We start from the raw sequence: 24,698 nt of genomic DNA on the forward strand, positions 1-24,698 counted from the left end.
CGAGCCAGATTAATCGTGCCCTTAAAATGGGTGTGTAGTGTTTCGGTTAATTCTGTACTTTTGAAGTTAGCATTGGTTTTCATGTTCTTGAAAGATGTTTGAGATTATCCTTCTAAGATACTGATTACCAATGCTTTATACTAATTTTTTAACATTTAATTTGCTGATTATCAGCGGGTTATATTTTTGTCATGTACTAAACTGTTAATTACATGTTTTTTTGCTTCTCTCGTTGTTAATGTCTCGATTGGGTATTCGCAACATTCGCAACAAATAATGTGCGATATTAATTCCGAGATTTATAATGACGAGTTTAGCTGGACATCTGTGGAAGGTGGTTTTGAGACACCTTCTAATCATAATGAACCTCGAGGATCCATGTGGTTAGTGCCTGATGGTATTCATTGGGATCGGGTAATAGATGGAGGGTTTGATACTCGCTACTTTAGACCATTGCAAAGAATACTGTGTGAATCTTGGTCGGCATCATTTGATATTGAATTAATTGACGCATCTACGTGGAATGTTGGTGCAATGGGACATAGTATTTTTGCATTGACTGCCGGTACACAACCACCATCTTATTTTTATACTGATCAATTTCAAAATTATCTTGCTTCAGATCAAGATGGAATTATGGTACAATTATCAGGAACTCAGAATATAAACTCTTTTTCTGTGACTATTAATGATGATGGTGATTTAACAAATAGTTGCATCATAGACATACCATGGGATCATGGCCAGGCTCCCGAAACTTATCATATTACTTTGGAAAGAATTGGCGGAACAAATGGAAAACTGACTGTGCGATATGGTACTACCGAAGAGAGTTGTTGTTTTACAATTCCTCCTGCTGTGAACGGACTTTCTCATTTACAGCATGCTAATACTCCGACTGGAGGTTATCGACGGAACTTTACTGGAACATTGACTCGTACTTGTATCATCGATTGCTATCAAGAAGTTGGGTGTTGCGGTAGCCAAGAGATAAGTGGTCCATCCACCGTTTGTGCAAATCCAATTAATGCAACCTATACTTTAGATGGATGGCCGGCTGAGGCAGAGATTGAGTGGAGTGTTCAAGGATCCATATCAGGACTTCAGTATTTAGGAAACTCAATTTTCATTGAGTATGCCACAGGAGCAACGCAATTAATTATTACCGCGAGGGTCACGTGCAATTGCCAAACTTTCATATTTACTAAGGTGGTAAATGTTTTCTATACTGAGTCAGCAGATTTCAGTTTAAATGTCGGGGCAGATTTAAATAATTATACCAGCATTTCTGGCTCGCCAGCAACTACAAATCCGGTCTGGGATCATATTTGGGATATTTATGAAGCCGAAAGTTGTGCACCTCCCAGTGATTTATCGATAGCTTCTGGTAGCAATGCGCTTCGTCCAACTCAATATGATCAAAACTTCCTTTTTAATGGTACTGATGATCCAGTTTTGTTGACTAGTAACTGTTATATAGTTCGACATATACTCACTTCTCCAGATGGAGTCTGTAGTTCGGAAAAGAGGAGAAAACTTTTGATTTCGAAACAAAATAATGGAAATGGTAAGGTTACGGAAAACGCAATAAAGCTTTTTCCTAATCCTGTTTCGAAGACCCTTAACATTGAGATAAATCTGATAGGATATGAAGGTGATTTAGTCTCTTTGGTTATTCAGGATATAAATGGACGAGAATTGACAAACAGAAAGATTCTCGGTTCATCTTTAGTTCAAGAGGATATTTCATCATTTAGTAATGGCACATATTTTCTGATAGTTACAACTGAAGAAAAGGACGTGGTAGAACAAATGATATTCGTCAAAGAATAACTTTAAGGTTAATTTAATTAATGAAAGGTTGCTCAAGGCGGCAGCTTTTCAATTTATCATGTTGAAATTCCCAACATTTTTTGTTATATGGAATGTAGTAAATCGTTCGTTATTGAATAAATCGTAAACCAGTTGTTGACGCTCGCAACAACAAGGTTGATCAAATACTATAAATTAATCAAGTTAAAAAGCTGATGCAAGAAGCATCAGCTTTTTTTTGCCTCCTTCTTATTCGAACTATCCTAATATTCCTCAATCAGGCTTTCAACTGTCTTTATGCTTATTCTTCAACAGCCATTGCTTCTGTTCCTTTCGCAGGCTTACAAAATCAACAAGCGGTATAGCCGGGCTGCCGAGTACCGTTTCATTATCGGCAACGCTCTTGGTAACAGTACTCCCAATACCTATCGTAGTATTCTTGCCAATGGTAATGGCGTTCCGTATAGCACTTGATGGAGCTACCCAGCTATTCTCACCAATTACAACACTACCGGCAATCATGGAACAGGCAATGATTAATGAGTTTTTGCCAATTTGAACATTGTGTGCAATGTGTACAAGGTTGTCAATTTTTACGCCATGGTTTATTATGGTGTCAGATAATGATCCCCTGTCAATACAAGTGTTACTCCCAATATGTACATTTTCCTTAATTAGAACACGACCATAATGTGGGAAAAGCTCGATTTCACCATTTTCAAGTTTGCTGTAACCAAAACCATTTTCACCGATTGTAGTATTAGACCCTATTTTAACATTATCACCAACAGTAGCGTTTTTTATCACTGTATTCTGACCAATAGAAATATTTCTCCCTATTTCGGAGTTTTCTGAAATAAAAACATTGGCTCCTATCACATTATTCTTGCCAATTTTCGCTCCTTCTTCTATAATGGCAGTAGTGTGAATTTTATCGGAACTGTTGGGAGCTTCAAACGCTAAAAATTCTTTGCAGAAATCAATTAGCAATTGTTTTGGATTATCATGAATTAAAAAAGCCTTGCCTTGGGTAGCACTATTCGACACTAGTAATTCTTCTGGAACGATTATTAATTTGCAGTCGGTTTGAGCTATAATTTGAGTTGCATTACTTTCATATTTCTTTGTCAAGATCGCAATATTTGATGCATCACAAATATGAATTGCTTTGGGAAATGATATAACATGATCTTTTGCTAATCCAAAATTCTTTATTGTCCCATTCCTTTCGCTGTACCAATCAGAAATTTCGGAAAAGTATATTTTCTTTTGACTCATTTTGCTATCAATCGTATTAGTTCAAACGATTCGGCATACTTTATTAATATCTGACCTCCACGTAAAGTAGCCAAAGCTGTGATGAATTCTGGTGAACTATAGGTTCTGAAATTTTGAGACTTATAGCACGCTATAGCATCAAGCTTACTATTTAAATGACTATCATCCAATGGATTGTATACAAATGATGTAAATCCGAAATTATTCCAGGGCATTTCATACCCCAGAAGGTTGTAGAATTTAAAAGCACGCTTACCTTCTTCATGTATCACGGCATGATCCTGATGAATATCACTTGAACTTGGGATAAAAACTAAATCAGGTTTAATCTTATTTCTTACCTCAATCATTTGTTCTAAAATTTCTTGACGTCTGGCAGGAAACTCGCGAACGGAGAAATCAAATACGATTATGTTTTCTTTAGGGATTTTTAAAAGTGATAGTGATGCATACATTTCCTGTTCTATTGCGCCAATTTCAAAATTGGCAGGAGTGCTTTTTTCGCAAAGACTGAAAACAATTACGAAGACTTCTTTCCCTTTTTCTATTAGTTTGGCTATAGTACCTCCCAATCCAAACTCGGCATCATCGGGATGAGGAGCTAATATCAGGACTCTATTAATGTTCTCAAAAATCATTTTTTAATATTTTCAATTATTTTTTCACAGATGAAATGAGCACTTTTTCCATCGCCATAGATGCTTTCAAAATGTTGTGGTTTATTTTCTAAAAAATACTTTGCACCTTGACAAAGCAAATCATAATCGCTACCAACTAGTTTAGCGTTTTTGGACTCGACCAGCTCTACCCACGGAGTTTCTTCCAACATAATGAGACAGGGTTTTTTCATAAAAAACGCCTCTTTTTGAACGCCACCCGAATCTGTGACAATTAGATCCGCATTTTTTTCCAATCCAATCATTTCTATAAATGAAATTGGCGGCATACAATGAATGCCCTTTGCGTCAATCATTCCTGAAAGCTCCTGATTTTGATCAATTAATTTTCGGGTTCTGGGATGAATCGGAAAAATTATTTCCTTGCCTAAACTATCGATTGCATAGTGTAAAAAAGATAGAATCGCCTTAAAATTTTCAAGATTATCCACATTAGAAGGACGATGGGCGGTAATTAAGAAAAAATTGCTTTCAGGTAAATGGTATTTATCTATGAGCGCCTTAAAATAACTTTCCGCTTTATCTTTAAAGTATAACGTGTTATCATACATGATATCTCCACATCTATATACCTTTGGATGATTAAGTAGTAAATTGTCTTCGGGTTCTGTTTCGGCTGTGGTAAAACCTTCTTTCTGAAGACTTAAAATTCCGTCATCAGAAGGCACAAATAGCAAAGATGAAACATGATCGCAAATAAGTCGATTTACCTCTTCGGGAAATAATTTATTAAATGAGCGCACCCCCGCTTCAACGTGGATGACAGGAATGTGTCGTTTCACACCAACAAGACAAGCCGCAAGAGTTGAGTTTGTATCTCCATAAAGCAAAATAGCGTTTGGCATTTCCTTTTCAACGACCTCATCAAGCGCAATCATTATTTTTGCAGTCTGATGGGCATGATTTGAGGATCCTATTTTAAGATTGTATTTTTCTTTAGGAATATTTAATTCATCAAAAAATATATTTGACATCTCAGGATCGTAGTGCTGTCCGGTATGCACAATCACTTCTTCAATTTTATTGCTAAAAGATTTTGAGATAGCTCTACTAATCGCGGCAGATTTTATAAACTGTGGTCGGGCACCAATTACAGTGAGTAACTTAATCATGTATCGACTTATTTAACAAATCTACAACTTTCTTAGTTAATTCCGAATAGCTATATTGATCAATATCTATCGAATTACATTCATTATTTTGATTACGGAATTTTTCATGTTTTTCAATAAGAACTTGTTTAATTAAATTGGTGTCGCCGAAGTCAATAATAGACCCGGCTGAACATGACCTTATAATATCCGCGGCATCACCATGTGAAGGCCCTATGCATAGAATAGGGCGTTTGGCCTGCAAATATTCAAAAAGCTTTCCTGTTAAAACGAATTCTGCATTTTCTATTCTATCAATCGGTAATAAAAGCAATTGAGCCGATCTTTGAATTCTTTTCGCGTTAATGTGATCAACATGCGCTATAAAAGTTGTGAATCTTGTTAGATCATGATTTTCTAATGACTCTTTAACAAACGGAGCAACATTACCGACAAGTTTTATCTCCAAATCATTCGCAAAATGTTCGCTTTTTTTCACCATTTCGGATAGGCAAAGCCACAGATCGTCACAATTTCTATGATGCAAGAAACTTCCTGTGTGAACAATAGAAAATTTAGTGTCAAGTTGAACAGGATCGCGATCTAGATCCGAGCCGTTGTAGCCATTATACACTATACTACTATTAATGTCGTACTTTTCTTTAAACTCTTTTTGAATTGTTTTTCCAACAACCATAACATTGGTTGATTCCTTTAACACGGCTTTTTCAAGCTTTTCGTGTTTTTTTAACGCAAATTTTGTCAAATTCATTTGCTTTAAATAATCCATGCTTGTCCATGGATCCCTGAAATCAGAAATCCATGGAATTTGATATTTCTCATGGATTTTTTTTGCTATGAGATGAGCGCTATGAGGCGGGCCTGTTGAAATAATTGCATCTACATTATGTCCAGACAAATAAGTATCGAGATACTTGAATGATCTTTTTATCCAAAACATTCTGGCATCAGGAATAAAAAAATTACCTCTTATAGCCCACATCAGCTTTTTCAAAGGCGAAGTATTTACACTAGATTGCTGTTGAAGTTTATAAAGGCTTTTGGATTTATTTCCTTTTTTGTGCAACAACGATATGATATTGTTAGGCTCCGGGGCTCTTACGCTATGTTTTTCAATGTCATCTGGAACCTGGTTTAAGAGCATCTCATCCACAATCGGATAATTCGCATTTTTTGCTGTAAAAATTATAGGTCTCCAATTGTTGTCAGGTAAATTTTTTGAAAACTGCAGCCAGCGCTGCACGCCAATCCCTCCACTTGGCGGCCAGTAATACGTTATTATTAGTACTTTTTTCACGTTTGCAAAGGTAGGCTATCGCATGAATCCTGCACTAATGGAATGAGACAAATTTAAGGGAAGTATCGAAACAGCTTTTAGGTGGTTCCCATCACAAAAACTCCATTTGTATAATACAAAGACTGTTGGGGAACCTATGGTCAAATAGCTAGTTACGGCATCAGCAATGTAATTGTAAAAGTTGTCTGGCTTGTATTGCTGCACATTTATACCTCTTCATTGAGCGTAGATGAGTAAGGCATAGTGCTTCATCCTGAAGTTGCCACGCGATTTTTGCCGGAGTGATTCCCATACAAATTCCTAACTCAATGTTCCGACAGAAGAGCGATAAAGATAGTTGAAACAACAAAAAATTTACTTGACATCGTTGGTGGGCATGTTGAGAATTTTACAATATTCGGCGCTATCATCCTCACTTTTCGCGACTTCTTTGGTCCGTTGATTTTTGAGAGTAATAAGTTGATAGGAATGAAATATGGTTTTTTGGTTCGACTAATTGAGAATGGATTTACGAAACGTTATCCAATTCAGGGAATATGAGTTTCAAAATCGGAATTTTTATGCTATACTCACAATTAGATTTACATTGTGCTGTTATTTCGGGTACTCTAATTCATGATTAAAGATTTACGCAATACATTTAAGCAAACGGCTATTTATGGAGTAGTTTCCTTATTGGTAAAGGTTGCAGGGTTAATTCTGCTGCCCATCTATGCCAATTCGCTTAGCACAGAGGCTTTTGGTTTGCTCGGTTGGTTCGAGCTTATTACGCTATTTTTCGTGGGAGTAATCTCATTCAGCCTGCCATCTTCTATGCTAAGACTTGCCAGTGAAAAAGATGATATAGAAAGTCAGAATAAAATTTATGCCACTTCACTCTTGATGATTTTGTTTTTCGGGGGTATTTTCTTGGCGATCTTCCTTCCGTTAAACTCCATTTTAAGCCGGGTAATTTTTGAGACCGACGAATATGCACCCTATTTCACAATTGCATTTATTTCAATTGTTATAGAAATACTCGGCGTACTCCCGTTGCAACTACTTCGCTTACGCGAAAAATCGACACAATACCTTGGATTTTTCGGATTGAAACTTCTTTCGCTAATCGGATTTATTTGGTATTTTGTATCTGTGAAAGATATGGGGGTCTATGGCGCTTTGTGGGGCTTTTTATGTGCGAATATTACCTTCCTGATATCCACATTTTTCTTTCAGTTTAAAAATTTGGTACTCAAGTTCGATAAAAAGGCAGCCAGAGAAATGTATTATTTTGGTGCTCCGCTTATCTTTACAACTATTGCAGGAACTTTACTCACAATAGCAGATAGAATAATTATTGAAATTTACGGTGAACTTTCTGATTTAGGTATTTATACAATGGCCTATAAAATTGGGAGTTTGTCTAATCTTTTAATAATCGGCAGCTTTTCATTGGGCTTTTTACCGATTGCTTTCAAAAAGTTTGGTGATGCGAATTTTGATCGGTTTTACAGTAAAATGTTTACCTATTTTATTGGCATCACTATTCTGGTCACTTTGGTGGTTTCACTCTTTAGCAAAGAAGGAATTAAATTAATCAGCAGCACCAATCCTGATTATTGGCTCGCTGTAAATCTGGTTCCATTTATTGCCTATATGTTTTTATTTAAGGCACTTACAAACTATATTTCATATATTTTTTTGCTAACGAAGCATACCAAGTATCAGGCTTATGTAACCATTGCAGGGATGGTTATAAACATTGCCCTGAATTTTTTACTCATTCCTAGATACAATATGCAAGGCGCAATTCTCGCCACCGGAATAAGCTATATATGCATGACAATCATGACTTATAAAATGGCGCAACAAAACTATCGCATCGATTATGAGTTTAAGCGAATTACGGTTTTAATGGTAAGTTGTGCCGTTTTTATAGCCATAGGAATATTTTTTAACGACCTGGATTTATTGAGTAGAATTATCATCAAAACAGGCTTGACTGTGGGGTATGTGGTATTTATTTTTTACGCTGTAGCGGATAAAGTGGAAAGAGAAAAAGTTCAAAAAATAACAGGAATGATCCGAAAAGGTGGAATTAAAGAATTTTTAACCAGTTTTAAAAAGGATTAAGAAATAATTACGAATTTTGTGTTTTTTGTATTTCCAGCAATTTTTCCAAATTTCCGCTTAAATTTCCATGTGTTAAATCGGCTTATGAAGCGAATGAATATTTTTTGCGTTGATCACGCTTGAGCAGACAAAATATTTGGTTACAATAATTTCCTCTTGTGTATGAAAGATACTTCTTCATAAGTATTTGAACTAGCAAAAACGGCATATCCCGTATTATTCAACTTTTCCACTATTTGTTTTGATCTATAATTCTCTTGATCAAAAAGTCGGTCATGAAACTCAATAAGCATCTGGTCTATTGTGACCTCAGAATTCAGTATTTTTTCTAACACGGTATACTCTGAACCTTCAATATCCATTTTTATAACATCGATATGTTTATGCCCCAATTCATTTACGATATCATCGAATGATTTCATTTCGACTTCAATTGAATTATCTGCGCTTACAGCATCACTTTCAACCAGGCTGCCAGATACTCCTTTTGGGTTTTCTGGTAAATGGAAGTTAAAAACACCGGATTCTGACTCAGTAATGCCATAACTAAAGAAAGTAAATGAATCAGGAAGGTTTTGTTTTCCTATAAAATTTATCGATTTCGGAGTTGGATCAAAAGCAAAAATTTTGCATTTATGATTTTTCATACAAGTCTTATCAAAAGAGATGTCCTTTCCAATGCCAAATGAGTATATAATTGAATTGGAATTAAGCAATACTGGATTAATATAAAATCCACCGTAATTATTGCCGTACCATTTATGGTCGCAATCTACTTTCTTAATTAAATGTGCAATCTTTTTTTCGTCTATTTGGCGAGCGAGCACTCGTCCCCTTTTCTTTGAAAGGTAATTTAACCTAATTGAGTTTAATTGTTCTCTAATTCTTTCTAGCATATTTATATTACTAACTGGGTTCTAATTTTATATGAATGATATAGCTTAAATCAGTCGTGAAAAAACGTATTGTATTTCTGTGGTTTTCAAATTTAGGGTCGAACTAATTATTTCAACCAAAAACGTTGTACTTTTTTATAACATATTTTGAACCCCAAAATGAAGTGATATAATAGGCTATGGTCTTTAAATCAATATGAGATCGTAAAAAGTAAAATCGTGCTAGTTTCATATTATTTATTAAATAGTAATACCGAGCTCTGCTACCATGTATTTTTTTGTAAGAAATTTTCACTTCTTTAGGGTATAAGGGCAAGTATTGTTCTATAAACATCAAGGAGAAGTAAAAATCTTTAATTCGATAATTTTCATTTAAGGATAAATTCACTTTACTCACATGTCTATCGTATAAAGACTCACAAACTTCTATAGAGTCTTTAAGGTGCAATAATCGCAATAACCAATCATAATCAACCATACCAAAGTTTTCTTCAAAAAGGATATCCTTCAATTCCTTTTTATATATGATGCCACCTAAATAAGTGATTTGGCCGGTTAATGATTTTGTCAATTTTTGCAAAAAAGTCTCATTTCTTCCAAAGTATTGAAAACCTTCAATTGATGTATTTACCTTATCGATATTCTTACTTCTTTCTATGTCGTGTATAGTATATCCACAAGTTACAATAGGAACTGTTTCTAAATACGGAAGTTGCAATAGTATTTTATTTTCTTTCCATTCATCATCGTGGTCGGCAATGCATATATAATCTCCTGAGGCTTTTTTCAGGCCAATATTTCGTCCGGTATTAGGTCCGCCAGAGTTTTTGTTGGTACTTAAAAGGTTGGCGTTATATTTTCTAACTATCTCAGTGGTTTTATCTGTCGAGCAATCATCCACTACAATTAATTCAATATCAAAGTCATTTCCAATACCACTTTGGTTTAATATGGAGTTTAAAAGTCTTTCAATTGATTTTTCTGAATTGTATGTGGCCACTATTACTGAGATTGTTTTTTTCATTTTATTCTAAATCTGCAACTAAGAAATGATTGAACTTATAAGCAAAGCCGGATTTAAGACCTGATGTGTTTCAGTCACGTTTCCTTTGGCAAAGGTCTCAATTTTCCTACAATAAATTCCGCCTCTTTTGAAAGGATAGATTTGAAAAATTTTTATATGATTTTAACTTGCCTGAAAATAGTCGGGGCTTCAGCTATCATAAAAACACTTGTAGCGGGATTTTTGTAATCGGATGCCGACGAGTATGAAATAGAACATTCAATCGCTTCTAATCAAACATTTCTTTGAATTGCTTAATTATTTGCTATCGTACAAGATATTCACAATCTGTGAATTGTAAACGGTACGAAGTCTTTAAATAGAGAATTAATTAGTCTTTACAGAACATTTTTGGTGCTGAATTTCAGCAACACACTCTGAGTCTATCGCAACAAAGTCACATTGCCTTTTAACGTCTTGTAATGCGGCAGGTCATCAACATATTGAGCGTATTCAATCAGATAAAAATAAACGCCTTCTGATGATTCATTTTGGTTATCAATTATTTGACCATTCCAACCAATATCTATATCGCTACTTTCAAAAATCAGTTGTCCCCATCTGTTAAATACGGACATATAAAAAATGGGTGTCTCACAGTTGTAAGATGTCTTAAAAACCTCGTTTTTACCATCTCCATTGGGCGTAAATATATTTGGAACAATAAGAGGGCAAAGACAATTTTCTATAGCTATTTCAATACTTTCCTGATATTCATAACAGCCATCAGAATAATTTACTGTAATAGTTCCTGGGACTTTTACGTCGTATGAAGTGTCTATACTCCCATCCGGGAAAGTATATGGAAACCCCAGATTATTTGGAGTTAATACGGTATTCCCCTCCATGCAAAATTCTATTTCGGGTACATTAAAAATGGAATCTAAAATAAGAGGAGTTTCGGCAACATTAAAAATGTAGTTATTGCTGCAAAACCCTGACGAATCTATTACCGTAACAGAATAATTTCCGCCAGAATTCACAGTGATTATGGGAGTATTTTGCCCGGTGTTCCAGCTGTACATATAAGAATTACTGCCAAAACCAATTATAAGAGTATCTGTAACGGGGCATATTAAAATTTCTTGCGCAAACGGATTAGGTTGAAAGGGAGTCACTTCAATTTCTATTTGCTCACTTACTAACCCACAGGCATTTTGGGCTGAGAAAACGTAAGTCCCGCTACTATCTGAATTGAAAATTTCTATTTCTGAGCCATTCGAATCAAACACAGGAAAGTTATAGTCGTCAAAATTTATCGAAACTACAGCTCCCTGGCAAATATCGTACAATGAATCAAGTTCAAAATCTAAAGGAGCCTCAACGTTTAGCGTTAAGGATTCGTCCACTTCACAGTTTGAAATAGTTCCAGATAGTTCAATGAGATAAGTGCCGGCATTTGAGTACAAGTTACTCATTGAAGCATTAGAAACAATTTCTCCATTTCCATTCCCAAAGTTCAAAAAGAAAGTCACGCTATCCTGAATATCTTCCCATTCATTAATCTCAAAAGCAACCACTGAATTTTCACATATTGGATTTTCTCCAACATATGTAAGATACCCGGTTATATTCGTTTGAAATACTTCAACAGAGACCTCCACCGGACCACATGCATGAATAAATTCAAAATTAAAGATACCCGGTTCGTCAAAAGAGTAAGAAGTTACGGGATTACCATTTGAATCCAATATTTGATCCCAATCAGAGAAATCAGAGAGATCGAGGAAATAGCTATCGCCTTGACATATTGAAATACTATCTGGTAAGACAGGGTTATCCGGGATTTCGATAATTAAAGTAATCCCTGAGGTTTCAAAAACACATCCATTTTCGGTAGTGACTTGTAATGTAAACGGATATGACCCAACTGAATCATAGGTTTTATATGACAACCAATTATAAGAGACAGAACCATCTGCGAATGTCCATAATGCTTCATTTATATCACTTGCTGGCGCGTTTAAACCGAAAGTATATCCTACAACTTGCCCCACACATCTTTGATTATCCAAAACGACAAGCTCTCCCGGGCAATCTTCGCATAATGGAACAATTTCTTCGGGAGTTAATTCTCTGTCCCAATACATAAAGTAATCAATATCTCCACTTAGATAATAAGGTGGAGTGGTCGATTCCGGACTACCTCTTTTTCGGCACAATGATCCGGCTGCATCCGTATAACCAATGGTTTGTGCATTTCCAGTATAAAACCCCTCTTGCAGTTCACAATCAATGTAAATATCAATATCCTGATACCCTCTAAAAATGGCCACTATTGAATACCATGTATAACTTTGCAGATTAAAATTAGCCTGCTTCCCATGTCGGCTTGAACCATTAAAACCTCCACCAGCATTGCCGTAAGAAGCGGTAATTTTATCCTGAGATGAAACCTGAAGCCAGGCACCACTGTGGGTATTGACACCAAAATCAGTCGCAGCAATTATCTGGGTTCCATCCAAGTAGTCAAAACTGACGCGAACAGCCATTGTGATAGGGAAATCAGGTTTCAATTCCGGAACATTGGGAAACTCAACATAAGTATTATTCCCGTTTGCAGCAAGTGCACCTTGAGGATTACCCATATTGTCATTGGCAAAAGTTCCATTAAAACCAGTGCCATTATAACCATTAGGAGAAGAATCTAAAAAGTTGCCATTGAGTTGATAATCCAACAACAACCCATTTGTTAGCTGTGCATACATTTTATTCTGGCTTGCCAAAACAAAAATAAAAAGGGCAGCAAACCAAAATGAGTTTGAGAAAGCTTCAAAAAAATAAGTCTTTAAAGGTCTAATAATCGCTTTTTTTATGAAAGGAGGCAACCTGTTGAAAATCAAATATAAAAATTTGAACCCATTTTCAACCCATTACAACCGATATAATTTCAACATCTCGCCGAGCTATTTGAGGAAAATACTGTCAGTACAGGATTTACAAACTCGACTTCGAATACTTACACCACGATACAGATGTAAAGTGAAACGGGGATTTGTTTCCTTTTTAAGGTGAAAAAGCTGTATCAGCTATCCACTGTTCACAGAAGTCCTTCTTCCTCTCTCCCCTTCCAAAATTCAACTACCAGCAGCAACATTACCGCAACCGAGAAAACAGAATTCACAACATTTGCCATAGCAAAGGAATGAGGCTCAAATCTAAACATAATAGTAGGCGACCCCTCTGGGTTAATCATTCCTGGCAATAGATAATCAGCACCAACCGAGAAAGCGCTAAGACAATGCCTTGTATTACTTTTCTTTAAAAAAAAATGCTCTGAAAATGATTAAAATTCAGAATATCTGCAAGCCGGGCATTAAATCTACACGGAAAATAAACGCAATGGGATAAAAATTATTTACTGACTAAATTGGGTGTTTAATTAAAATGAGTTAACCGCGAATTGAACACTTAAAAATTTGTATTGAACGCATGAAATGGTATATTGTCGAGGCTTTTTAAACTTAGAATCCATTCTGTGAAACCTATTTCGATCCTTTTTCTCTTACTATTTACCGCTGGATTTTCGATTGGCCAAGATATAAATGACGGACTGTTGCTTGATTATTCTTTTAATGGAACAACCGAAGACCAAAGTGGTAACAATTATGACGGCGATCCATTCGGAATGGGCTATACCGCTGACAGGCTTGGAAATCCAAATTCAGCGGCATCTTTCGATGGCTCTAATGACTATGTAAACTTCCCCAATATAGCTGCACTCAAGCCAGAATTGCCAGTCTCTTTCTCCTTTTGGATTAAATATACGAGTGATAGCAATCAGGATCGCGCGGTATTCAATACATCTTTTGAAGAGGATGAAAATTCAGGCGTATTCTTTACTTCCGGTGCGGCTACAAATCAATATGCTGTAGGCTTCGGAAATGGATCTCCTTTTTACAATTCAAGCTCAATCGAAAATTACGTTTCCTCGGGCACAGTAGAAACAAATGAATGGACGCATATTTCTATCGTTGTTACATCTACTTCTGATATGCAGATCTATGTCAATTGCGTAGAATTAGGCGGGTATTATGGAGGGTCGGGCGGAAGTCTTGTTTATTCCGAACTTCCTGGATGTATAGGACGCCATGATCAAAATACAGGCCTACCAGCGTTCTACTTTGAAGGAGCTATCGATGATTTTAAGTATTGAAGCCGGGCTCTTACTGCCGAAGAGATTGGAATTCTTTGCGTTGCAGATGAACCAAATTGTGCCGAAACTCTTGAAACACAAGATAATCAGGGGTGTATGAACACAGACCTCAGTTATGATTTTGAATTCAGCGGAGAGTCAAACAATATCACAGAAGTACTTTGGACATTCGCAGATGGAAGCACTTCAAATAGCCAATCACCAACCAAATCCTATAATTCTAATGGTTTATTTCCGTTTTCACTTGAAATTATAATGGACAGCGGGTGTGTTTATGAATCTGAAGGAAATACCATAATAAGTGAAGCTCCAGAGCCCCCTGATTTACCAGACAGCATTTCAATTTGTGAAGGAGAGAGCCAATTTCTGGATTTCTCAGGATTCTCTGGTTGGGATCAGATACTTGATCAAAATGGTGATCTCGTTACATCGTATTCATTTGATGAGCCTGGCGTTTTTAATTTTACTTTTATTGATGGATGTGGGCAGATTGAATATTCAGTAGAAATAATTCAAACAAACCCAGGAGAATTAATCACCGGAACCACTGAATATTCAACATGCTCAAGTACAACTGTCATTCCAGATTTATCAGAAACCATTTCAGGAAACACCTATCAATGGACTCCTGCGACTGGTCTTAGTAATCCCAATATTCTAAACCCAACAATTACTGTAAGCGAACCAACAGATTACATGTTGGTTGCAACTGGCGATTGCGGTTTTACAGATACGCTATTGGTATCAATAGGCATAAACACTACAGAGGTGCTTGAAATTGAAGGTCAATCGGAATTAACTGTTTGTCCAAATCAAATGTTTAATCCTGAATTAGATGCCAATCTTTCCGAGAATACTTATTTGTGGGTACCTACAGCTGGTCTTTCTGACCCTACAGCGTTAAACCCAGAAATTACAATTACAGAACCTACGATTTATACACTTACAGCATCGAATCCTTGCGCTCCAAACATAACTTTTGAATTAGCAGTTGCCATCACCGATCCGCTCGATTTTGAGCTTGTTTCGGAGCTGACCATTTGCAATGGGGATACAATCGAAATACCTGGACAATTAAATTCTGAAGCAGATGTTGAATGGGCTAATTCGAACACTTTAAGCGCGCTAGATATTCCTAATCCATTAGCGTTTCCGAATTCCAATACTACCTATCAGGTATCTGTTTCGGATCAGTGTGAGACCATTAGTGAAACTATTGAGGTTATTGTAAACCAAGCACCGCATATCTCCGGAATTTCCAATTTAGATATTTGTGTTGGTGATACAGCTTACGCAAATATTAACAATACGGGTAATCATGAAGTAACGTCCTGGAACTGGACTCCAACAGCTGGTTTGGAAAATGCCACCAAAGCGAATTCCGGTATCTTTAATGAAAATAATATCACCTACCAAGTTGAGGCCACGAACTCATGCGGAAGTGATTTATTTGAAGTTCAGCTTACTACATACATTCTTGATGCCGTTCTTGATTTAGACAGCATAGTTTGTCCAGGAGCGCCGCTTCTACTTTCAGCCCAAGGTGCAGAAACTTATTCATGGTTTCCGATGGATATAATGAATAATCCGAATGATAGTGTGACTACTGCACAGATTTATACCAACCAATTGATTCAATTGCAGCTGTCGGGCGGCACTTGCGTGAAAATATTTTCAGATTATGTAGAGGTTTACGAGGATATAGGATTCACACAACTCGATCCGGTTCATCTTTTCGCAGGAGAATACTACGATCTGTCACCTATAGAATCGCAGTACAAAATTGTTTTATCCGGTTCCACATTCCTTTCATTTGATGCCGATACAACAATATCATTAAGCTATGTAGATTACAACGGCTGTGAATTTCACCTCTTTCTTCCTATTATAATTGCCCCAGCCTTGTATATTCCAAATGGGTTTACTCCCGATGGGGATGGAATAAACGACATATTTAAGCCAATAGCAGTGAATATCGAGAATTTTGAAATGCGCATTTATAACCGCTTGGGAGAGCTGGTATTTCAATCCAATTCACTTAATAATGGCTGGAACGGGGGAATGGACGGCTATTACTGCCCCGACGATATCTACAACTATGTAATAGAATATTCATATCACACTACAGAGGTGAAAGTGCAGCGCGGCTTTGTGACTTTGGTGAGATGATGAGTTTGGGTCAGCTTTCCACCGCTTCGGGCCAAACTTCATCCGACTTCATATTTCTTCGTTCGCTCCAAAAACCAAAGACAAGCAATAATAAAACAGCAACTGTAAAAATGCTGCTGACAATATTTGCAGTAGCAAAAGATTGTGGCATAAACTTAAACTCTATAGTATGAACTCCTTCGGGAATAATCATAGCCCGCAATAGATAATTTGCTCTGAAATAATCTACTTTCTTACCATCCAAATAAGCATTCCAGCCATCGGCGTAGTACATTTCTGAAAAGATTGTGGCCTGCGGAACAGGCGACTCATACAGATACTTTATGTAGTTTGGCAAATGAGTTTCTACCGCTATCTGTGCATCAGCTGCTTCCTGATAAGAGAAACCGCTTAGCTCATCGGCAAAACGCTCATCTACAACTGCTTCTGTCCGAATATCTATATCGCCAAGCTCTTGAATTTCCTGATCGGCATCAGACACCTTCACCAAATCTTCTACAAACCAGGCGCTCCCTAGTGCAAATGGATTTTCCATTGGAGGTGCATCATTGTTGTAAATGATATACTTGGTGTTGAGCATATTCAAAACCGAATTATTGCGAAGCACCCTATTTACATTATCTACTGTTGGGTCATTTTGCAAAGCATTTATAATCGCAGACATTTCGGGAGCGATATAAAAATCATATACCTCCTGAATGCGCTTGAGCTTAGCACCGTGATAACCACCAATAGACTTATGGAAATAAGCAGTGCGCGCATCTTGAAAAGTACCTTGCAGCGGCAAGACTCTATAATCTGTATTGAATCGCAAGGCCGCAAATTTTACGTCGTTGATTTGGTTTAGATCAGACTTGCCTTTGGTTTTCTGCTCGGTTTTGAAAGCACTTACCGCTCCGTTAATTTCATCTGTCAATCGCGGATTATTCTGTTCCTCCCGTTTTAGAATTTCCAGATCGGCGGGCGTAGCAAGATACGCTGATTTCGCATCTTCTTTTGGCTGCCATTGCACAAACTTGCCCCGTACTTTCTCGTTGTTCAAATACCGCTTATCAACCGACCAGAGATCAATAATGACCAGCAACGCAAGCGCTCCTATCAAAATAGGCGTTTTCAATTTTCTATTGGCGAAAGCCCAAATAAGGCTAATGCCCAAAAGAACAAATGCCAGAGATCTAAAAGTATCTCCTCTAAAATTAGCTATGCGCTGAGCTTTCAAGGCTTCGGCATAATTGAGTACATCTACACCCGCATTGCCTCCGATAGCAGCATTAAAAGCATTTGATTCATTAGAGCTTAAGAAGCTGAAAAAAGTGTCAGGTATCGCCAGAAGTAAAAGCAATAATCCCACAAGTGCGCCGGAAACAGCTAGAAATTTCTTTTTCCGGGTGATCAAAAAGTCAGGTTCCTGATACACCTTTTTCAGGAATAAAAATCCGAGAAGTGGGAACACCAATTCAGTTATTGAAAGAATAATGGTTACCGCCCTAAACTTGTGATACCCGGGAATGTAATCCAGAAAAAAATCAGTTAAGCCCATAAAGTTCTTTCCCCATGCAAGCATAATGGTGAGGATAGCGGTTGCCACCAAAGCCCATTTTATAGGACCCTGAATAAAAAAAGCACCGAGCAAAAAGAGCAAAACGATCAATGCACCAACATACACAGGCCCCGAAGTAAACGGTTGATCGCCCCAATACGTATTTGGAAAGACATTGGTAGCCTGATAGCCACGCGCCAAATCGTTGTACAATTGCGGATTCTCCTTCTGCGTATTCTCGTCAATCAATGCACCCGATTCACCGCCGTGGGCATTAGGAATAAGAAGAGAAAATGTTTCACCAATTCCATAACTCCACTGGGTTACGTAATCGCGATCTAATCCGGCAGTAACATTGCTTTGATTAGACGACCCGTCGGGATTAATTGTCAATTCAGATGTTCCTCGGGTTGTTGCCTTGCTATAATTATAGGTATTCCATAGAATATTAGAATTTGCCAAAACGCCTATTGCACCGGCAACTATCAAAAACGCAGAGGCCTTAACAAACTGTGGCACTGCCTTTTGCCGAAAGGCGTTAATTAATCTTGCCAGAGCATAAAATGCCACCAAGATTCCGAAATAGTAAGTAATTTGAACGTGATTGGCATGTACCTGCAGAGCGACAAAAAAGGCCGTTACTGCAGCTCCCAGCAGAAATTTTCCGCGAAAGGTCCATATAATTCCGGCCAAAACTGGAGCGAGATAGCCAATGGCGTGCGCCTTGGAATTGTGACCTGCTTCTATGATTATGATAAAATAAGATGAAAAAGCGAATGCCAGTGCACCCACTGCTGCCAGTCCGGGTTTTAGCCGAAAGGCAAGCAAAAGCAAATAAAACCCAACCATGTACAAGAACAAATACTTGACCGGAACCGGTAAACCCAGTGTTATGACTTGATCTACAAACCTTAAAATATCATTGGGATAAAGGACAGAAATTTGATAAGCAGGCATTCCTGCAAACATAGAATTTGTCCACAACGGCTCTTCACCAAACATTCTACGGTACTCTGAAATCTCCTGCGACATACCACGGAAGTGTGTAATATCTCCTTGCTTGAGTTGATTTCCTGTAAAGGCGGGATAAAAATAAATAGCGCTAATGCCCACAAATGCCGCAATGACAATTAAATGTGGAAGAATTTTTCGGAAAATTTGGCTCATATGGGTAGTTTAATCCAGTTCTTCAAAGTCAACGTACTCCCCTTCGCCGCTGTCTTTGCGACGCTTTGCCTTTTCGGGATCGGTGTACTCAATGCGCACTTCGCCGTCCTTACGGTTATCGGCTGGCTGTGCCTGATTGTATCGACTCTGCTGATTTGCTTTAGACTTAGACGGCATAAATATCCGACTAAGGAATCGTACTGCGAGGTAAAGTAGTATTATTATAGCTAATGCACGTATCACAATTGTAAATCTCGATTTGTTAATTTCAAGTAAGCCCCAAAGATAGTTTTATTCATATAATTGAAAACGACTTTGGTTTTAGTATTGTGGTTTTGGGTGCGAAAAATTGGTAAATGTTAATTTGAATAAATTAAATCGCATGCCGACCTCAAAGGTCTTGGCGACCTTTGGGGTCTTTATAAGTAAACTGAGATGAGCGTAACGAAAAATCAATATAGAAGGTAGACCCCATAGATTTTTTCAGCAGTGTTTGTTTTTTAAAGGCGTTAAAGATAACGCTTCGCTACATACGGACTCCCAAAAGATCGTAAGTTTAAAAAGCTTTGGGATCTTTGAAGACGTTTGGCAACGTTTAAAGCCTAATCTTCATACCCCCGTTCAACACCAGAATAAATTTAATTATTAATCCATAACTTGTAAACATTCATAGATATTGGATTAGCAAAAACCTCAAGCTTCATGAAATACGAACCAATAATAAGCGATCAGTTTTATCATATCTATAACCGAGGTAATAACGGAGAAAATATTTTCATTGAAGAAAAAAACTATTCCTACTTCTTAGGTTTGATGAAGAAACATGTAACACCGATCGCTGATATCTACGCCTATTGCCTACTAAAAAATCATTTTCATATCGTTCTCATAACTAAGTCGATACAAGACGAAAACAAAATATCCCAAGGAATTTCAAATTTGTTCAATTCATTCGCAAAAGCAATTAACAAAACCTATGATAGATCAGGAAGCCTCTTTCAAACTCGCTTTCCAAGAAAAAGAATCACAAATGAAGATTACTTGAGAGCAATGATTCTTTATGTCCATTTAAATCCAAAACATCACGGTTTTACAACAGATTACCGAGGCTATCCACACTCATCTTATAGGGCACTAATTTCAAGTAAGCATTCTGAATTGAAACGTACAGAAATAATAAATCTATTCGAAGATTTAGACAACTTCATTTATTGTCATCAATATAGACAAGATTTAATGGATAATTTAGATGAGACATTTTTACTTGAATAATTCGTAATTTAATTTGAATTAAGACCCCACAGATTTAGATTGCTCTGCGTTTTGAGATCCCTGCCCCAAGTTAGAAGCAATTAAGACCCCAAAGGTTTTAAAAACCTTTGAGGTCTGATCGTGTACAAATTTAAAATTATCGTTACCCTACCTACTCAAATACAAATTCCTCTCACTATAAATTTTTCTAAAAAACGGATCCATCAGGCTGTCTATAAAATAAATAGCCTCGCCGGTAGATTTCATTTCTGGGCCAAGCTCCTTATTCACATTTGGAAATTTATCAAAAGAGAAAACAGGAATTTTAATGGCGTAGCCCGATTTTTTGGGATTGAAATTAAAATCCTTTACCTTCTTCTCGCCTAACATTACTTTGGTGGCGTAGTTTACATAGGGCTCGTCGTACGCTTTCGCGATAAACGGAACGGTGCGAGAAGCGCGTGGATTGGCTTCTATTACATACACCACATCGTCTTTTATGGCAAACTGCACATTGATTAAACCAACAGTTTTTAACTCTACCGCAACCTTACGAACGATTGTTTCTATCTGCTCAATAATCAAATCGCCCAAATTGTATGGAGGTAATACAGCGTACGAGTCTCCAGAGTGAATTCCGGCTGGCTCAATATGTTGCATAATACCGATTATGTAAACATCTTCGCCATCGCAAATCGCATCTGCTTCTGCTTCGATAGCTCCGCTTAAGAAATGATCGAGCAGAATTTTGTTGCCCGGCATATCATGGAGAATATCGATTACATGCGTTTCGAGCTCTTCCTTATTAATAACGATTTTCATTTGCTGACCACCAAGCACGTAAGAAGGACGAACTAAAAGTGGAAAGCCCAACTCATCTGCAAGTTCAAGCGATTGCTCGGCATTGTCAACTACGCCAAATTTTGGATAAGGAATATTGTGCTCTTTCAACAAGCGAGAAAAACTACCTCGGTCTTCGGCCAAATCAAGTGCTTCGTAGCTCGTGCCAATAACTTTAATGCCATACCGGCTAAGCTTCTCTGCAAGCTTTAGAGCCGTCTGACCGCCGAGCTGCACAATTACACCTTCAGGCTTTTCGTGCAAAATTATATCGTAAATATGCTCCCAGAAAACCGGCTCAAAATATAGCTTATCGGCTGTATCAAAGTCGGTTGAAACTGTTTCGGGGTTGCAATTGATCATTATTGTTTCATACCCGCACTCTTTGGCAGCAAGCACCCCGTGCACACAACAATAATCAAATTCAATGCCCTGACCAATGCGGTTTGGCCCCGAGCCGAGCACAATTACCTTCTTTTTATCGCTTACTTCCGATTCATTTTCTTCATCAAAAGTGCTGTAGTAATAAGGAGTTTGGGCTTCAAATTCTGCGGCACAAGTATCTACCAGTTTGTAAACCCGGTTGATTCCCATTTCATTTCGTTTTTTGAAGACCTCGCTTTCCAGGCAGCGTAGTAAGTGCGCCACTTGTCTATCAGCGTAGCCTTTTTGCTTGGCCTCAAATAGAATATCACGAGGCAGTGTATCGAGGGTATGCACTTCAACTTTTTTCTCAAAAAGAATAAGATCTTCAATTTGCTTCAAAAACCAATAATCAATTTTGGTTTTTTCGTGGATGGTTTTAAATGGAATACCCAGTTTAATGGCATCGTAAATATGGAATAGTCTGTTCCAGCTAGCGTGCTCGAGACTGTGCAATATCTTTTCCTGATCGCGCAATTCTTTCCCATCTGCGCCAAGGCCATTCCGCTTAATTTCAAGCGATTGACAGGCTTTTTGGATGGCCTCCTGAAACGAGCGACCAATGCCCATTACTTCACCCACCGATTTCATTTGCAAACCCAGTGTGCGATCAGAATCTTTAAATTTATCAAAGTTCCATCTCGGAATTTTTACAATGACATAATCGAGCGTGGGCTCAAAAAAGGCAGAAGTAGTTTTCGTGATTTGGTTTTTCAGCTCATCAAGATGGTAACCAATGGCAAGTTTGGCCGCAACTTTTGCAATGGGATATCCCGTGGCTTTTGAAGCCAAAGCCGAAGAGCGTGAAACCCTTGGATTTATTTCAATGGCGATAATATCTTCTTTCTCATCGGGGCTTACCGCAAACTGCACGTTGCAACCGCCGGCAAAATTTCCAATAGACCGCATCATTTTAAATGCCATATCGCGCATTTTTTGATACGTGCGATCGCTTAGCGTCATGGCCGGAGCTACAGTAATACTATCGCCAGTGTGGATTCCCATGGGGTCCATATTTTCTACAGAACAGATAATCACCACATTATCATTGTGGTCGCGCAGCAGTTCAAGCTCAAATTCTTTCCAGCCCAGCATTGCCTTATCGATCATTACCTCGTGAATAGGTGATACATGCAAGCCGCGCGTAAGCAATGCATCAAAATCTTTTTGGTTGTGAACGATTCCGGCTCCTGCCCCACCAAGGGTATAGCTTGAGCGAATACACAATGGAAAACCAAATTTTTGTGCTATTTCTTTTCCTTCAAGGAATGAGTTTGCGGTAGCTTGAGGAGCCATCGGGATATCGATTTCTTCCATCAGCTTTCTGAAAGCCTCGCGGTTTTCGGTTACATCTATAGCGTGAATATCTACACCGATCATGCGGACGCCAAACTCCTTCCAGATGCCTAACTCATCGCATTTTATAGCGAGATTTAGAGCCGTTTGACCACCCATTGTAGGCAATACAGCATCAATATCATGCTCTTGAAGAATTTCTTTAATGTACTCCGGCTCAAGTGGTTTTAGATAAATATTGTCGGCTATTACCTTATCGGTCATAATCGTAGCCGGGTTTGAATTTATCAGGGTAACCTCAATTCCTTCTTCGCGAAGAGAGCGGGCGGCTTGCGACCCCGAATAATCAAATTCGCAGGCTTGTCCTATTACAATAGGTCCGCTACCGATTATCAGTACCGATTTGATGCTAGTATCTCGTGGCATGTAAAATTTTTAGATTTGAAAAAAGGGAGTGAGCAAAAAACCAAGTGGTTATGCAGCGAATGACTAAATGTGCCGTAAATTTGCTTCATTTAGTCTGCAAAAGTAATTGTTTTTTCCAGTAAGATGTCAAATTCCACCAAGGTAAATCTTCAACTTTTCCACAGCGGTGGAATATCTATGCAATACGCCACTTGGGGAACGGGTAAAACTCCCCTGCTTGCATTTCACGGATTTAGCCGTAGCCACCGCGATTACGCATCTTTCACCAAAAATCTACATGAGGAATTCACCGTTTACGCTTTTGATGTTTTCTTTCACGAAAGTACCTCCATCGGCGATCGCGAGCCGGATAAAGGGCCATTTCAACCTGAAGAGTTGAAAACTTGTTTTGAAGAATTTTTGAAATATATCGAAGCCGATAAGGCATGGCTGATGGGATATAGTCTGGGTGGACGCATTGCTTTAAAGCTAGCCGAAATAATGCCTGAAAAAATTGGTGGGATGTATCTCTTCGCACCAGATGGTTTGATAGTAAACAGCTGGTATGCCTTGCTAAGTTTTTCAGCGCCCGGCAGGGCTCTATTCAGATACTTTATTAAACATAATACTTTCTTTTTAAAAATGCTCGACTTTGTTTTTCGAATCGGACTTATAAGCGAAAAGCGAAAAATATTTGTGCTTGCCCACATCAAATCTTCCGAAATGCAATGGCAGGTTTATAATGTCTGGACTTTTTTGCGAAAAATAGAACCCAAAATGAATATTCTTGGGGTTGTCCTTTCGGGACATGGAATTACTGTAGACTTATTTATGGGAAAACATGACCGGATAATTCCTATTAAAAATGCAAAGCGATTGAAAAAGGCTTTTCCAGAACTTAAGGTGCATATTCTTGACAGTGGGCATGTAATGCTTACACCGCAAATTGCGAAAACGATTGAAGAAAAGAGGTTGATGAGGATGCCGGAGTAACGACTTATGCTCATATATCAAGGAAAACCGGATATTTCGGATTTCAAGTTATAAAAACCCATATTTGTATATAAACCGTGAAAATCGGGAATACATTTCCCAATTTTCACAGTTAACTTATCTGAATATCCTTATTTAACTCTTAAAATTCTCATCCAACAAAAAAAGCCGACCTATCATAAAGACAAGGCGGCTGAATGCGTTAAAGCTC

Annotated in this window: 16 protein-coding genes; 6 read left to right on the plus strand and 10 right to left on the minus strand. The window is 37.8% G+C overall.

All coding sequences use genetic code 11. The annotated features are described in order from the left end of the window. Positions 1-276: 276 nt before the first annotated feature. Positions 277-1,833 (plus strand): T9SS type A sorting domain-containing protein, encoded by a 1,557-nt coding sequence (locus G3O08_RS04235; protein WP_163283441.1) that lies wholly within the window; start codon positions 277-279, stop codon positions 1,831-1,833. A gap of 264 nt (positions 1,834-2,097) precedes the next feature. On the opposite strand, the gene G3O08_RS04240 is transcribed toward G3O08_RS04235, so the two are convergent. The 4 genes from G3O08_RS04240 to G3O08_RS04255 all read right to left on the minus strand — a co-directional run bounded on the left by G3O08_RS04240 (position 2,098) and on the right by G3O08_RS04255 (position 6,176). Next, positions 2,098-2,943, minus strand: coding sequence for a UDP-3-O-(3-hydroxymyristoyl)glucosamine N-acyltransferase (locus G3O08_RS04240; protein ID WP_163283442.1), 846 nt, complete (start codon positions 2,941-2,943; stop codon positions 2,098-2,100). Positions 2,944-3,086: 143 nt separating this feature from the next. Then, a complete protein-coding gene (locus G3O08_RS04245; protein WP_163283443.1) occupies positions 3,087-3,728 on the minus strand; it encodes a PIG-L deacetylase family protein in 642 nt (213 codons plus the stop codon). Next, on the minus strand, positions 3,725-4,879 hold the full coding sequence (gene wecB, locus G3O08_RS04250) for a non-hydrolyzing UDP-N-acetylglucosamine 2-epimerase (protein ID WP_163283444.1): 1,155 nt from the start codon (positions 4,877-4,879) through the stop codon (positions 3,725-3,727). The genes G3O08_RS04245 and wecB overlap by 4 nt, the downstream gene beginning before the upstream one ends. Then, entirely contained in the window at positions 4,872-6,176 is a 1,305-nt protein-coding gene (locus G3O08_RS04255) for a glycosyltransferase family protein (protein WP_163283445.1), read from the minus strand. The genes wecB and G3O08_RS04255 overlap by 8 nt, the downstream gene beginning before the upstream one ends. A 615-nt stretch (positions 6,177-6,791) precedes the next feature. Between G3O08_RS04255 and G3O08_RS04260 the strand changes: the two genes are divergently transcribed. After that, positions 6,792-8,288, plus strand: a complete 1,497-nt coding sequence (locus G3O08_RS04260) for an oligosaccharide flippase family protein (RefSeq protein ID WP_163283446.1) — start codon at positions 6,792-6,794, stop codon at positions 8,286-8,288. Between the two features lie 140 nt (positions 8,289-8,428). Here the strand turns inward: G3O08_RS04260 and G3O08_RS04265 are convergent, their stop codons facing one another. From G3O08_RS04265 to G3O08_RS04275, 3 genes are all read right to left on the minus strand, one after another. Next, the gene (locus G3O08_RS04265; protein WP_163283447.1) at positions 8,429-9,184 is read right to left on the minus strand and encodes an FkbM family methyltransferase; all 756 of its coding nucleotides are present in this window, start codon (positions 9,182-9,184) and stop codon (positions 8,429-8,431) included. Between the two features lie 112 nt (positions 9,185-9,296). Continuing rightward, complete coding sequence (locus G3O08_RS04270; protein ID WP_163283448.1) at positions 9,297-10,208, minus strand: glycosyltransferase family 2 protein; 912 nt, start codon at positions 10,206-10,208, stop codon at positions 9,297-9,299. Between the two features lie 422 nt (positions 10,209-10,630). Beyond that, positions 10,631-12,955 carry a T9SS type B sorting domain-containing protein gene (locus G3O08_RS04275; protein ID WP_163283449.1) on the minus strand — a complete coding sequence of 775 codons (2,325 nt, stop codon included), beginning with the start codon at positions 12,953-12,955 and terminating at the stop codon, positions 10,631-10,633. 770 nt (positions 12,956-13,725) lie between these two features. Between G3O08_RS04275 and G3O08_RS04280 the strand changes: the two genes are divergently transcribed. Both G3O08_RS04280 and G3O08_RS21655 read left to right on the plus strand, forming a co-directional pair. After that, positions 13,726-14,403 (plus strand): LamG domain-containing protein, encoded by a 678-nt coding sequence (locus G3O08_RS04280; protein WP_163283450.1) that lies wholly within the window; start codon positions 13,726-13,728, stop codon positions 14,401-14,403. A 30-nt stretch (positions 14,404-14,433) separates the two neighbouring features. Next, positions 14,434-16,572: a T9SS type B sorting domain-containing protein gene (locus G3O08_RS21655; protein ID WP_317164035.1), complete on the plus strand. Its 2,139-nt coding sequence runs from the start codon at positions 14,434-14,436 to the stop codon at positions 16,570-16,572. A 10-nt stretch (positions 16,573-16,582) separates the two neighbouring features. On the opposite strand, the gene G3O08_RS04290 is transcribed toward G3O08_RS21655, so the two are convergent. Further along, complete coding sequence (locus G3O08_RS04290) at positions 16,583-19,279, minus strand: YfhO family protein (RefSeq protein WP_163283452.1); 2,697 nt, start codon at positions 19,277-19,279, stop codon at positions 16,583-16,585. A 9-nt stretch (positions 19,280-19,288) separates the two neighbouring features. Next, positions 19,289-19,522, minus strand: a complete 234-nt coding sequence (locus G3O08_RS04295) for a DUF4834 family protein (RefSeq protein WP_163283453.1) — start codon at positions 19,520-19,522, stop codon at positions 19,289-19,291. Between the two features lie 459 nt (positions 19,523-19,981). On the opposite strand from G3O08_RS04295, the gene G3O08_RS04300 reads away from it, so the two are divergent. Continuing rightward, on the plus strand, positions 19,982-20,551 hold the full coding sequence (locus tag G3O08_RS04300) for a transposase (protein WP_163283454.1): 570 nt from the start codon (positions 19,982-19,984) through the stop codon (positions 20,549-20,551). 147 nt (positions 20,552-20,698) lie between these two features. On the opposite strand, the gene carB is transcribed toward G3O08_RS04300, so the two are convergent. Beyond that, a complete protein-coding gene (carB, locus tag G3O08_RS04305) occupies positions 20,699-23,515 on the minus strand; it encodes a carbamoyl-phosphate synthase large subunit (RefSeq protein ID WP_163283455.1) in 2,817 nt (938 codons plus the stop codon). 123 nt (positions 23,516-23,638) lie between these two features. Here carB and G3O08_RS04310 point away from each other — a divergent pair, with 123 nt between their 5' ends. Then, positions 23,639-24,487, plus strand: coding sequence for an alpha/beta fold hydrolase (locus tag G3O08_RS04310; protein WP_163283456.1), 849 nt, complete (start codon positions 23,639-23,641; stop codon positions 24,485-24,487). Positions 24,488-24,698 lie beyond the last annotated feature (211 nt).

The organism is Cryomorpha ignava (assembly GCF_010686655.1).
Taxonomy (GTDB): domain Bacteria; phylum Bacteroidota; class Bacteroidia; order Flavobacteriales_D; family Cryomorphaceae; genus Cryomorpha; species Cryomorpha ignava.

Coding starts and splice junctions, on each gene's coding strand:
- G3O08_RS04270 (WP_163283448.1), bottom strand. CDS start 10,208: ATGAAAAAAACAATCTCAGTAATAGTGGCCACATACAATTCAGAAAAA.
- carB (WP_163283455.1), bottom strand. CDS start 23,515: ATGCCACGAGATACTAGCATCAAATCGGTACTGATAATCGGTAGCGGA.
- G3O08_RS04235 (WP_163283441.1), top strand. CDS start 277: ATGTGCGATATTAATTCCGAGATTTATAATGACGAGTTTAGCTGGACA.
- G3O08_RS04245 (WP_163283443.1), bottom strand. CDS start 3,728: ATGATTTTTGAGAACATTAATAGAGTCCTGATATTAGCTCCTCATCCC.
- G3O08_RS04300 (WP_163283454.1), top strand. CDS start 19,982: ATGAAATACGAACCAATAATAAGCGATCAGTTTTATCATATCTATAAC.
- G3O08_RS04275 (WP_163283449.1), bottom strand. CDS start 12,955: ATGTATGCACAGCTAACAAATGGGTTGTTGTTGGATTATCAACTCAAT.
- G3O08_RS04310 (WP_163283456.1), top strand. CDS start 23,639: ATGTCAAATTCCACCAAGGTAAATCTTCAACTTTTCCACAGCGGTGGA.
- G3O08_RS04265 (WP_163283447.1), bottom strand. CDS start 9,184: ATGCTAGAAAGAATTAGAGAACAATTAAACTCAATTAGGTTAAATTAC.
- G3O08_RS04260 (WP_163283446.1), top strand. CDS start 6,792: ATGATTAAAGATTTACGCAATACATTTAAGCAAACGGCTATTTATGGA.
- G3O08_RS04290 (WP_163283452.1), bottom strand. CDS start 19,279: ATGAGCCAAATTTTCCGAAAAATTCTTCCACATTTAATTGTCATTGCG.
- wecB (WP_163283444.1), bottom strand. CDS start 4,879: ATGATTAAGTTACTCACTGTAATTGGTGCCCGACCACAGTTTATAAAA.